General features: G+C 69.3%; 10 protein-coding genes. 5 read left to right on the top strand and 5 right to left on the bottom strand.

What is annotated here, in order from left to right; translation table 11 throughout:
• Positions 1–39 precede the first annotated feature (39 nt).
• A complete protein-coding gene (locus HS104_42065; protein MBE7486547.1) occupies positions 40–2,097 on the bottom strand; it encodes a hypothetical protein in 2,058 nt (685 codons plus the stop codon).
• A gap of 81 nt (positions 2,098–2,178) precedes the next feature.
• Between HS104_42065 and HS104_42070 the strand changes: the two genes are divergently transcribed.
• The 5 genes from HS104_42070 to HS104_42090 all read left to right on the top strand — a co-directional run bounded on the left by HS104_42070 (position 2,179) and on the right by HS104_42090 (position 7,249).
• Complete coding sequence (locus tag HS104_42070) at positions 2,179–2,916, top strand: FadR family transcriptional regulator (GenBank protein MBE7486548.1); 738 nt, start codon at positions 2,179–2,181, stop codon at positions 2,914–2,916.
• A gap of 15 nt (positions 2,917–2,931) precedes the next feature.
• Positions 2,932–3,411: a hypothetical protein gene (locus tag HS104_42075; protein ID MBE7486549.1), complete on the top strand. Its 480-nt coding sequence runs from the start codon at positions 2,932–2,934 to the stop codon at positions 3,409–3,411.
• Positions 3,408–5,396, top strand: a complete 1,989-nt coding sequence (locus HS104_42080) for a GMC family oxidoreductase (GenBank protein ID MBE7486550.1) — start codon at positions 3,408–3,410, stop codon at positions 5,394–5,396. Before HS104_42075 ends, HS104_42080 begins: the two co-directional genes overlap by 4 nt.
• A 71-nt stretch (positions 5,397–5,467) precedes the next feature.
• Positions 5,468–6,112 (top strand): hypothetical protein, encoded by a 645-nt coding sequence (locus HS104_42085; protein ID MBE7486551.1) that lies wholly within the window; start codon positions 5,468–5,470, stop codon positions 6,110–6,112.
• 468 nt (positions 6,113–6,580) lie between these two features.
• Positions 6,581–7,249 (top strand): hypothetical protein, encoded by a 669-nt coding sequence (locus HS104_42090; protein MBE7486552.1) that lies wholly within the window; start codon positions 6,581–6,583, stop codon positions 7,247–7,249.
• A 96-nt stretch (positions 7,250–7,345) separates the two neighbouring features.
• On the opposite strand, the gene HS104_42095 is transcribed toward HS104_42090, so the two are convergent.
• From HS104_42095 to HS104_42110, 4 genes are all read right to left on the bottom strand, one after another.
• Positions 7,346–8,803: a serine/threonine protein kinase gene (locus HS104_42095; GenBank protein ID MBE7486553.1), complete on the bottom strand. Its 1,458-nt coding sequence runs from the start codon at positions 8,801–8,803 to the stop codon at positions 7,346–7,348.
• A gap of 35 nt (positions 8,804–8,838) precedes the next feature.
• The gene (locus HS104_42100) at positions 8,839–9,876 is read right to left on the bottom strand and encodes a PEGA domain-containing protein (protein MBE7486554.1); all 1,038 of its coding nucleotides are present in this window, start codon (positions 9,874–9,876) and stop codon (positions 8,839–8,841) included.
• 34 nt (positions 9,877–9,910) lie between these two features.
• Complete coding sequence (locus tag HS104_42105; GenBank protein MBE7486555.1) at positions 9,911–11,170, bottom strand: SUMF1/EgtB/PvdO family nonheme iron enzyme; 1,260 nt, start codon at positions 11,168–11,170, stop codon at positions 9,911–9,913.
• Between the two features lie 80 nt (positions 11,171–11,250).
• Positions 11,251–12,654, bottom strand: a complete 1,404-nt coding sequence (locus tag HS104_42110) for a formylglycine-generating enzyme family protein (protein ID MBE7486556.1) — start codon at positions 12,652–12,654, stop codon at positions 11,251–11,253.
• Positions 12,655–12,673 lie beyond the last annotated feature (19 nt).

Here is a 12,673-nt window from a genome sequence, read left to right on the forward strand (position 1 = left end):
ACCAAGAGGGCGCCCCGAGAGCCAGGCGCCGAACCAGCGTCACCCTCCCTTCCCCGCATCCGCGACCCACTGCACGACCTCGTCCACCAGGATGTGACCCCAGTTGCCGTCCACGTGATCGACGATCTCGAGCTCCGCCTGTCTGCCCCGGAGCGCGCTCACGTCCCACTCACGGCGGCCGAAGGTCTCGCTCCGCGCGCCGGTCTCCGAGAAGCGGCGGTCACCATCCACGAGCAAGCTCACGCGCAGGTTGTCTGGGTCGTGGCCACCGGCGATCATCAGCAACAAGCGATCGCCGGTGAGGGGAAACGGCGCGCTCTTCAGCGTGCCCGTGGCGCGATCGCCGAGCACGGGGTGGAACGACGAGACGAAGAAGCCCTCGGCGTAGCTGATGGGCATCTGCCCCGGCGCCGGCCTGTTGGTGGGCCAGACCTCGAAGGCGTTGCCGGTCGCGGTCCAGCCCGCGTAGGGCTGGGCGGAGAAGCGGAACGATGCGGCCTCGTCGACCTTGCCGCGCCCGCGCAGGTCGTCCCGGACCCAGAGCCCTGGCATGCCGACGTCCAGAGGGATCGAGGTGTCGAAGTAGTAGCCGTCGTTCCAGAAGATGCCCGGTAGGTAGCCCCACTTGATGTACTTCGGGCGGCGGCTCAGCACGTAGCCCACGTCCGCCATCTTCTCGTGACCGGCCTTGCCGCGGCCCAAGCTCGGGTTGTCCTGGTGGGCGACGAAGGCGTCGATGACCCCGTAGTAGTCGATGACCCGCAGCTTGGCGTAGAGGCCAGCGGAGCCGATGTCACCCGTGCACATGTAGTCGTCCGGGTTGCTGCGCTCGGCGAGCCACGACATGTACCGCCGCTGCTCGTCCACCTTGTGACGCCAGGCGCGGATCTCGAGCGCGTAGGGCCCCTTCGACAGCCCGAGCTGCCAGAGCTGGCCCAGGCCGCCGGCGACGTAGAGCGCGGAGAGCGACGCGAGGGCGGCGCGCGCGTGGGCGCGGGCGACCCAGAGCGCGACGCGCGGGCGGCGCAGGAAGTCACCGAAGCCGAACAGCGCGTGGCCGGTGAGCAGGGCCAGCGCGGGGATGAGCTGCACCAGGAAGCGGTGCCCGGGGTAGAAGTCGCCGCCGATCTTGGCGACGTAGGCCACGTGGGCCGGCACCCACAGCGCCAGCGTGCGGACGGTCGGGTTCCGGACGAACGGCAACGCGAGCACGGCGACCAGCGGCAGCTCGCCTCGCTCCTCCACGAAGGTCTTCACGTAGCCGATGCCGCGCACGAGCCCGTCGAACCTCGAGCTGCCGAGCTTCAGGTAATACGTGTTCGGGAAGGGCCAGCCGTAGTAGCGCCACTTCCAGGCGAAATACGCGCCGAAGAGCAGCGCTGCGACGGAGCCGGCGAGGAGCAAGGCGCCGAGGCGCCGCCGCGCGAGCGCCCGATCGCGGCGGAGCAGCGGAGCCAGCGCGTGCAAGCCTTCGCTGAGCGCGAACGCGCCCACGAACAGCGCGCCGTCCGGTCGCGCCATCGGCACGGCCGCCAGGCAGAGCCCCGTGAGGAGCGCGCGGTGGCGGAGCTCGGAGGTCCAGACCGCCAGCGTGGCCAGGGCCCAGAGCGCGACGTAGTGACTCTCCAAGGCCATCATCGCCCAGACGGTGTAGGAGTTGTCGAGCACGCACAGGCCCACGGCAGCGATGATCGGCAACACCCGATCGCCCCAGAGCCGCCGGCCGATCACCACCACCAGCGCCACGTCCAGCGCCGAGACGAGGATGCTGGTCGCCACGCACCACTCGACGAAGTCGCCGGAGAACAGCCGCGACAGCCAGTAGACGGGCGCCATCGTCAGCGTCCAGAGGAAGTTCGTGTAGCCCTCGACCCGCTCGCCCGGGTTGAAGACCAGGCCATCGCCGGTGGCGAGGCGGCGCGCGTAGACCATCGAGATGAGCGCGTCGTCCACGACGTTCCGGTGGTAGGCGACGAACCAGCGCCAGGACTGCGCCGCCGTCGCGACCACGCCCGCCAGGGCGACGCCGAGCACGGCGTGCCGGCGAGCCCGAGCCCAACGCTCCGCGGCGAGCGAGGGGGCGGCGCCAGAGGACATCCCTCGGGAGGATAGTCGGGTTGACAGCCGGCCCCTCGTGAGGCACAGTGGCTCAGCCACTCACTCACCGGCCCAGTACCCATGGCCCAAGAAACCCCAGAAAACAGCGTCGAGCCGCTGGAGCGGCAGAGCCTGGTGGACCGCCTGACGGCCCGGCTGGGGGAGGCCATCCTGGCCGGGCGCTACGACCGAGGCGCGACCCTGCCGCCGGAGCGGGACCTCGCCCGCTCGCTTCAGGTCAACCGCACCTCGCTCAAGCACGCGCTTCAGCGGCTGGAGCAGCTCGGCTTCATCTCCACCCGGCACGGCATCGGCTCGGTGGTGCTCGACCCCACGGAGACGGCCGGCGCACGCCTGCTCTCTTACCTGGTGTTCCGCACCTCGGGCATCGACACCGCGGTGCTCTCCGATCTGATCGAGGCGCGCACGCTGCTCGGGGCCTTCCTGACGCGCCTGGCCGCCGAACGGCGCGCCGAAGAGGACGTGCGGCGGCTGAAGCAGGTGCTCGCAGATCTCGAAACCGTCGGCGACGACCCGGACGAGGTGCAGCGCATCGAGCTCACGTTCTTCCGCAACATCATGCGCGCCACGAAGAACCAGATCTTCGTCACCCTGGCGGGCTCCATGTTCGCGGTCTACCTGGGGCGCGCCCACGTGTTCCGGGACGCATTCACCGATCGCGCCGGGGTCCGCCGCGCGCTCGGACGCGTGCTCGAGGCCGTGGAGGCCAAGGACGCGGAGGCCGCCGAGAAGGCGGCGCACGACTACCTGAAGAGAAACGGCAAGGCGCTGCTCGAGGCCGCCAAACGAGAAGCCTGAGGAGAGAGGTGTGGGATGGCTGTTCCGCTTTATGGATTCACCGAGACGATGCGCGGCACCTGGACGCCGAACGACGGCAGCGGCCGGAAGACCATGTGGTTCCGGGCGGAGGCCGACGCGACCGACGCCGTGGCCTACCTCCGGCGGGGCAAGCTCTCGCTCAGCGGTAAGCTGCACGCCGAGGGGCTGGCCGAGGAGGTGCCCGCCAACGGCACGCTGGAGGTTCGCCCGCTCTCCGGCTTCATCGGCTACGACCTCACGTTCCGAGGAGACGACGGCAAGCGCTACCGCTTCGTCGGGCACAAGTCTCCGAGCGTCACCCGGCTCCTCAAGTCCATGACCACGCTGCCCGGCGAGGTGTTGGACGAAGACGCCAAGGTCGTCGGCTCCGCGATGCTGTACTTCGATCTGAAGAACGACCTCTTGCCGTTCCTCGGCACCTTCCGCCGCGGCCGCGCGACTCCCCTGCTCGAGGCAGCGGAGGCCGAGACATGACCAGCCTGCCGGTCGTCCACGAGGCGCCGCTCCGCCGCTCCGCCCCCACCAGACCAGCGGTGCCGCCGGGTGCCATCGCCCGCGACGCGTTCGGCGAGCGCCACGCCGAAACCGCCCGCGCGCTCATGGAGGCGGTGATCCCCGGCGGCCGCATCTTGCCGCGCGGTGACGCGGCCGCCGCCGATCGCCTGGCCCGCCTGCTCGGCTCCTTCGACTCGCGCTCGCTCGGCCACTACCAGAAGCTCCTCGGCCTGCTCGACGGGCTCTGCCTCGCGCGCCACGGCCAGCGCTTCGCCGCGCTGGACACCGAGCGCCGCTCCGCACTGATCTGGTCGCTGCACTCCGGCAACGACCCGGTGCGCCGCGCGCTGTTTTTGGCGCTCACCTACCCGGTGAAGATCGCGTTCTTCGACGACCTGGGCATCCACCAGAGCCTGGGCTGCGTCTGGGAGAAGCCCGTCGCCGCCGAGAAGCCTCAGGCGTGGATGCGCCAGGTCACCGCAGCTCGGGATCTTTCGCCGGGCGAGACGCTGGAGTGCGACGTGGTCGTGGTTGGCACGGGCGCGGGTGGCGCGGTCGTCGCCAAGGAGCTCGCCGAGCAGGGCATCGCCGTGCTCCTGCTCGAAGAAGGCGAATACCACCAGCGCCAGGACTTCACCCGCCGCTCCATCCCCGCCACCCAGCAACTCTACCGCGACTCGGGCATGACCGGCGTGATCGGCAACTGCGTGATCCCGATCCCGCTCGGCAAGGGCGTGGGCGGCTCGACCACCATCAACTCGGGCACCTGCTTCCGGGTTCCGGAGTGGATCCTGGAGAGCTGGCGCACGGAGCTCGGCCTGCTCGAGCTCACCGCCGATCACCTCGCGCCCTACTTCGAGAAGGTCGAGGGCACGCTGGAGATCGCCCCCTCCACGAAGGAGGCCCGCGGCCCCGTCAGCGACGTCATCGGCCAGGGCTGCGAGAAGCTCGGCTGGAGCCACTTCCCGGTGCGCCGCAACGCGCCCGGCTGCGACGGTCAGGGCGTGTGCCAGTGGGGCTGCCCGACCGACGCCAAGAAGAGCATGAACGTCTCCTACGTGCCGCTGGCGCTTCAGCGCGGCGCGCAGCTCGTCACCGGGCTGAAGGTCACTGAGGTGCTGATGGAGCGCGGTCGCGCGGTCGGCGTGCGCGGTCGCGCCCTGCCCGACGGGCGCAAGGTCACGGTGCGCGCGCGCGCCGTGATCCTCGCCTGCGGCGCGCTTCTGACGCCGGTCATGCTGCTGAAGAACGGCATCGGCAACCAGAGCGGACAGGTCGGCCGGAACCTCTCGGTGCACCCGGCCACCAGCGTGAGCGCGATCTTCGACAAGCCGATCCGCGGCTTCAACCACGTGCCGCAGGGCCACGGCGTCGATCAATTCCACCGCGACGGCATCTTGATGCTGGGCGCCAGCGCGCCGCTCGACATGGGCGCCACGCTCTTCCCGTTCGTGGGCAAGCGGTACGTCGAGGCGATGGAGCAGTACGAGAACGTCGCCTCCTTCGGCGTGATGGTCGAGGACGGCCCCAACGGCCGCGTCACCCTCGGCCCCGGCGGCAAGCCCCTCACGCTCTACCATCTGGGCAAACACGAGCGGCGCCTCCTGGCCAAGGGCAGCGCGGCCATCGCCCGCATCTTCCGCGCCGCGGGCGCGAAGAGCGTGTTCACGGAGATCCACGGCCACGACGAGCTCACGAGCGAGGCCGACATCGAGCGCCTGGAGCGCGCGACGCCCGCCGGTCACGACATGACCATGGTCGGCTTCCACCCCCTCGGCAGCTGCCGCATGGGCAAGAGCCCCGCTTCCAGCGTGGTGGACACGAGCTACGAGAGCCACGACGTCCCCGGCCTCTACATCGTGGACGGCAGCGTGGTCCCCACCAGCATCGCGGTGAACCCGCAGCTGACGATCATGGCTTTGGCGACTCGGGCGGGTGAGATCATCGGCAAGCGGATGGGCTGACGACGATTTGCGCAGCACCGGTCCTTGCCCGAAGAAGCAGCGCATCGCCGTCGCGTCGGTTCGCGGCTACGATGACGAGCGTGCGCCGGGGGTTTCTCTGGATTCTACTGTGCGTCATTGGCGCCTGTCGCTCGGAGGCCGAGACCACCGCAGGCGCGAGAGCGGCCGCCGCCATCGATGCCGGGGACTGGAGCGAGACTCCTCACTGCCGCACGAGGTTGTTCATCCACGCTCGTGAGCGTTTCCAGTACAAAGATGGTCCGCCATCCGGGAGGATTATCGCAGGTGTCGGCGCAGGCTGGTTCTGTCTCGGCGACTCGATTCAGCTCCACGCAGACACGCTGCTGTTCGCCAGTCATTGTTCTCCGCCCGCTCGCGGGACGGCGATGTGCCGGCTCCTCTCCCATGGCACCGACCTGACCTTCACCGATCGTGTCTTGACCAAGATTCGAGCGCACCGTCCCGGGCGCATCCCGTTCGGGACGCTCACGCCTTTTGGCCTCACAGCCCCGTATTTCGAGCTGTCGCCAGGAGCGACCGCGGAGAGCGTCGCGCGCGCCGGATTCCGCCTCGACAGCCGAACTCCCGTCGATGATCCGGAGTTTGGCCGACTCGAGGTCGTCGACTACGACGGACTCCGCATCGAGCTCGAAACCGAAGGCGGAGGCGAAATCGTGGGCGGCGTGGTCGTAACCTCGACGGCGCGGACCCGTTAGCAGAACGCCGACGGCCAGGCAAGCGACGGCAGCACGACCGGAAGCAACGCTCCGACGGCCGTCGTCGGCGGCGCGGGATTTGGCCCACAGCTCCTGCCACAGCGCGGCCGCCAAGCCACTCGCCTCGACTCCGCTCGACGTAACCAAGCTCCGAACGACGCGTCCCCTCCATTCGGGCGCAGCCCGAATTCGGGGACCGGCGAGCGAAGCGAGCCGAGGGGAGGCAGGAGCAATGGCCTTGGCGACGCGTGCCGGCGAGATCATCGGCAAGCGGCTGGGCTGATCAGTCAGCCACGCAGCGCAGCGCGGACTCGCGCCAGCGCCGACCGCAGCGCCCGCATCACCAGGCCCGCGTCGATGCGCACCACTCGGCAGCCCAGCCTCCACCTGACGACGAACCTCGACTCCGAGGTTCTTGGGGCCACGTTGCGCCGGCGTGCGGATCTCGTCGATAATCAGGGTCCGGTTGTGCCACCGTCCATGGTCACGAAGCAGAATCTGAAGGAGATCCGCCGCGACCTTGGCGCGACGGTGAAGCTCGAGCTGGCGCCGATCGCCAAGCCGGCGGGCGCTCTACCGGAGACCTGGAGACGCGCGCTCGCGGCGAGCGACCCAATCGAGGCCGTGTTCGACGAGGTCTGGAAGCCCGCCGTGAAGCTGCTTCCGAAGACCGTGAAGCTGTTCCGCAAGACTACACTGGGCATCGCGCTGGCGACAGCGAACGAGCAGCCGCCATCACTCGTCTACATCGCCACCGGCGACGGCGACACGTACGGTCGGCGTGGCTACCCTGCGCGTACGATTCCGAAGCAGGCGAGCCGCGGCGTCCACGCGGATTTTCTTGCACTGTACGCGGTCCACGACGGCTGGCTCGATCTGCACGACGCGATGGGCTGGCTGCCGTTCGACGGGTGGCGGCCGCTCGGGAGCTCGGGACCGTCGGCGAATTTTCTCGTCACGCTCGAAGGTCATGGTCCGGGGGTTCTCGGCTTCGATCTCGATGAGTCGCCGCCTAAGTGCTGGACCGTGTGGAACGACGATCCACCTGATCGAGTGAAGAACATCCCCAAGACGATCGACGACTGGTTGATCGCTCAGTACGAGGACCTCGACGTGCGAGGGAAGCCCCGCGGCTAGCAGCCATGGGGTTCGTCTGACCGCCGAAGCGGCGGCTCATCAACCGACGGTCCGGACGGCGGCGGGACCTGACGCTGACGTTCGAGCCTCCTCTGCTCAGAACGGAGCTTCGACTGCAACCCCCCCGAGCGCAGTCGCCGGAGCTGCTGGCTTGGCGGACGGCGGGGGGGCGGCGGGCTGCGCCGAAGGCGCAGGCTTCGCGGGCGGAGGCGCAGCAGTCCGCCCAGCCGCGACCGCGGTACGTGCACGTTCGGGAGCCACGCTGGCAGCGCCTGCGTCCGATGGAGGAGGGTCGGCGGAGCTCGTGCTCGGCACCTCGGGACTCGCGGCGCTGCTGATCGCCGCCGGAGCTTCGGCTGCGCTCGGAGCGGGTTGCGTCTCGGCGGCGGCCGAGGTGGAGCGCTCTTTCGGGTACAGCGCGACGCCGGCGACGGCCACCAGCACGGCCGCTCCGACTGCGATCGCCAGGACTGGCGGGCGGTGCGTCGGAGTGACGATGGTGTGGCCCGGGCCCGTAGTGGAGAAGGCCGAAGAAGTCGGGGGGTGGGCCCCCAACGCGACGTCTCCCGGACTCGAATCGAGCAAGCTCGGGGTGAGCGCGGAGACGCCCGGCGAGGCGGCCGTGTCCGAGGTCAGGGGCAGCTCCGAGCCTGGCACCCGGACGCCGGAAAACGACTGCGCCATCTCGTTGGTGAAGCGACGCAACACCTCGAAGGCGGGCTCCAGGCTGGAACACCGGCGCGAGCGGTCCGTCCGCAGCATCTCCTGGATCAAGCTGCGCACGGCCAGCGGCAGGTCGGGCGCCACCTCGTCGATCGGCCGGATGGTCCCGGTGGCGATCACCTTGAACAGCTGGCCCAGGTTGTCGCCATCGACGGGGCGCACTCCCGTGAGCGACTCGTACAAAATCACCCCCACCGACCAGACGTCTGCGCGGGCGTCGATCTCCTTCTCGCCGAAGACCTGCTCCGGGGACATGTAGTAGGGAGTGCCGAGCAACGCCCCGGTGCGCGTCAGGTTCGCGGACTCTGCGGCGTCGGGCGTGTTCCGATTCAGCTTGGCGATGCCGAAGTCCAGCACCTTGGGCGATACGCGCCCGTCCGGAGCTCGGGCCAGGAAGATGTTGTCCGGCTTGAGATCGCGGTGGACGATGCCCGCCGCGTGCGCAGAACCGACTGCAGACACGACGGGCAGCATGATGGCGGCGAGGGCGGGGAGCGCGATCTTCTTCTCGCGCTCCAGCTTCTGTCCCAGGGACTCTCCGCTCAGGAGATCCATCACCATCACGGGCGCGCCGTCCGCCAGGAGGAAGATGTCGTGGATGCGGATGACGTTCGGATGGTTGACGGAGGTGGCCGCTCGGGCTTCGCGCATGAAGCGACGCACGGCCGCTGCGTTCTTCGTGGCCTCCGGCTTCAGGAACTTCAGAGCCACGGTGCTGCGAGTCAAGAGATGGCTCGCAGCCCACACCGACCCCATTCCGCCCTCGCCCAGGAGGTGGTCGAGCCGATAGCGATCGGCGATCACCACTCCGGCTGCGAAGTCGCCACCCATGGGCTCATGTTAGCCGCTTTTTCCGGGTCTCGCCCCTAGAACCGCACGCCCTTTGGCTGCACCACCCAGCCGGTGTTCCCTCCCTCGTAAGGCGGAGGACTCGGGTCGTCACGCGTGAGCGCGTAGGTGAGAAAAGCCCCGCCGGCGAGCACCACGCCGGCGCCCGCCCAGAACCACCAGCGCTTCGTGAGCGGGACGCGCTCCGGCGACATGCTGGCCCTGAGGTCCGACTGCTCCCCGGCGCTCACGGTGATCACGCTCTCGAAGTCGTCGTAACCGTCCTTCTTCACCAGCACGCGATGCGTGCCAGCGGGGCGAAGCACGTCCACCGGAACGGGCCCCATGTCCGCCCCGTTCACCGAGACGATCGCGTCCGCCACGTTCGAGGAGACCCGCAGCGTGGCCGGCAAGCGGGAGAGCTCGAGCACCAGAGGCGGCTGCTTGCCCGTGCCGAAGGTCTTGTTGAGCACGACGTCTGCGTAACCCTTGCGCGTCACGGTGATCACGTGGGCCCCCGGATCGAGGATCAGGTCGAACTCGCGCGCGCTCATGCTCCGCCCCTTGCCCGGCGGCAGCACACCAGCCACGAACGCCGGACGAGCGCCCCCCGTGCCGCGCGGGGACAGCGGCCGCCCGTCCACCGAGATCGAGACGTTCGCTTGCCGGAGCGAGACGGGCACTCGTGCCAGAGTCGTCTCGATCTGCTCCAAGAAGCCTTTGGCGTCCGCGGCCAGATTCGGCGGCAACTCCGATCCGGGGGTCTGTTCGGCCAGTGCCCGCTCCAGCGTGGCCTGAGCCAGCGTGTAGTGACTCATCGCACGCTGGCAGGCTCCGACGTTGAAAGTCGTGACCGGGTGCGGCCGAAGACGAGCCGAGGCCTCGAAGGCGACCAGCGCATCGCCGAACTTGGCGTTCTTCACCAGCTCGACGCCCCGGTTGAACTCCGCGCGCGCTTTCGTGCTGCGCTCGTCTTCGACGCTGGCTGGTGGCTCGCTCACCGCTTGGGCACGAGCGAGGCCCGCGGAGAGCGAAATTGCCAGTGTCCAATGCAGGAGCGCTTTGAGCGATCTCATCTTTACCTCCATCGTCTGTGCCCGCCGGTGAGCATCACGGCCCCCAAGACTTCACGCAGCGAACCCCAGCGGGCGCGCTAGGGATCTTGCGGTCGAACAGATTTCGCGCCGACGCTCGCGCGTAGAACGGCGACGCCGACCAGTAACCGCCGCGGAGCGCTTTGTCCGGCGGGGGATCAGTGCTCACTTCGCACTTCGGGTTCTCGAGCGGAAACGTGTCGTACTGCCAGCACTCGGAGTCGAAGGTGGCGAAATCGTCCTGGACCCACTCCGCGACGTTCCCCGCCATGTTCTCGATGCCGAGCGCCGAAACGTCGCCCGGCATGCCGCCGACCACCGGCCCCACCTGCTTCACCGTACTGGCGTCGTGGCACGCGACCGAGGCCCCTTCGAAGACCGACGACCTGCCGACGTAAGCCTTGCCGCATACATCACCGTCGTTCCCCCACGGGAAGGCGTCCTCGGCCGGCGCGTTGCTTGCGGCGTACTCCCACTCGGCCTCGGTCGGAAGGCGCTTTCCCTGCGCCGCGCAGATCTCCGAAGCCGCCTTCCAGGAGATGCAGTTGACCGGGTAGGCGTCGTTGGCGTGATCGTCCAACCCCAGGAAGGTGCAGAACGTCAGCGAAGCGTTCTTCGCCACCGGCGCCGTGGCCACCAGCCCCTGCTGGAGCAGCGCCTCCACCGTGCCTACGGTCTGTTCCCGGACGTCGATCGCGAACGGAGCGAGCTGCACCACGCGTTCCGGCGCGTCCGCGTAGGCTCCGACGCGCACCGGAATGAACGAGCCCAGCAGGAACAGCCCGCCGGGGACGCAGACCATGCCTTCGGGGATGGGCCCCGGACAAGGCACGGGGGCCGCCGGCGCCCAGCTGCCGGCCTGGGGGGGATTTGCCGGCGGTGGGCCTAGCGCGGGCGCCGGCACCGGCGCTCGCGTGACCGGATCGCAGGTGGAAGGGGTCGCCGGATCCGCGGGCACGTCGAAACAACGCGCAGGGAGCTCGAGCATCACCTTGCGGATCCCCGCCGCCATCGGCAGTCGGCCAACTGCGTCCAGCAGCGCAGTCCCCGCGGGGAGCCCGTCCGGCCCGACGTTGGCGGCCCGATACAGACGCGCGCGCACGAGCGAGGCGCGCGCGGAGGCTTCGATCCCGAACGACAGTGGGAACCGGTCCGCGCTCGAAGCGTCGAACGAGCGCTGGCATCCCGAGCACGCCAGCGCACCCGCCGCGTCCAGCACCTCGACCAGCAGGCGATCTCCGAAGGTCGGCAGCGGCGCGTCAGTCGCAACGGTCACCAACCATTGATCCCGCGGCTGTGGTTCCGACGGCCCGCATGCCGTAGTCCAACAGGCAAGCGCCCCGGCTGCGCACGATGTCAGGAGTCGTCGTAGGCGCATCGGAACCCCACTGTCGGAGCCAGGACGTCGTTCTTGGACCGGAGCGGCAGTCGCGAGGCCGAGAGCGCGGCGTTCCAGCTGCCGCCGCGGGCCGTGTTCTGGAGGTTGGTCGCCCCGGGGCAGCGCGGATTCCGCAGCACGCGCTCCGCCTGCCAGCAGCCCTCGGAGTACGAAACGAAGGCGTCCAGAGTGAACTCCCTCACGCCTCCGGTCAGATCCACCACACCGTCCCGCGTGACGTCGCCGAGACCGTTGCATGCGGCGCTCGCGAGGTGCGAGCCGACGGGCTCGATGCCCACCCCGTCGCACTCGGGCTCGGAGGTGATGTCGAGGCTACTGCGCGCCATGCTGGCGGCGCAGCACGGAGCCGAGCCACCCCAGGCGTACAGGTGTCGCTGACCGCGGCCGCGGGCCGCGTATTCCCACTCGGCTTCGCTCGGCAAGCGACCGCCCAGGAGCTCGCAGGTCTTGGCCGCGTTCTCCCATCCGATGCAGTTGAGCGGCAGCTGATCGTTCGCGTCGTCGTCGGGCCCGCGCCACGTACAGAATGAGTAAGCGGAGTCGGGGTCGGGATTCTGCAGCATGGGCGCGGCACCCGTTACCTTCCCCGCTTTGACCAGTGCCCGGTAGCGCCCGACGGTGAGCTCGTGAGTGTCCATGAAGAAGGGCGAGATCAGGACCGGTCGCAATGGCGTCAGCGCCTCCGGCTCCGGGGTCAGATCGACGATGGTGGTGTCGCCCAGCACCGCGAAGCCGCCGGGGATGCACAGAGTGTCAGGCGCGGGCGCACGCTTGCACTGCTCCGCCCGGGCTCCCGGCCATGTCCCAGCTTGAGTAGCTGGGGTGGCGTCGATTCGGATGACTCCAGAGGCGGCGGGTGCCATCGGCTGGTCGGCGTCGATGCACGTGGTGGCCGGCCCCAGGAAGCTGGGGGCTGCACCGCGGCAGCTCGCGTCCACCACCACGAGAGCTCGCTCGAGCCCGGTGGGAGCAGGCAGCTCCACGGCACGGGCGATGCTCGTCTCCGCGAGCGGGACCGACTCACCCTCGACGTTCGTGCTGAACAGCCCTCGGTAGACCTGAATGCGGAGCCGCACGGGTTGATCCGTCGCGATGCCGAAGCTCACGGGCCAGTCGCGCTCGTCCGGGCGCACGATCGTCTCGCTGGCAATGGTCTGGTTCTGAGCGTCGAGGACGTCGATCTTCAGCGTGTCCACGCTGGCGTCCGCGGATAGACTCGGGTCCAGAGCCAGCTGTCCGACCAACGGCGCGGTGGTGTCCACCACGACCACGTACTGCGGGCGAGGCTCGACTTCTTCGCCACACCCGGCTGCCAGAACGACCGTGGCCAGGGCCGCAAGACTCCGCCTTCCCCTGCGCATCCGCGCGGTATTGTTCGTC

It is taken from the genome of Polyangiaceae bacterium, assembly GCA_015075635.1.
In the GTDB taxonomy this organism is placed as follows: domain Bacteria; phylum Myxococcota_A; class Polyangia; order Polyangiales; family Polyangiaceae; genus JADJKB01.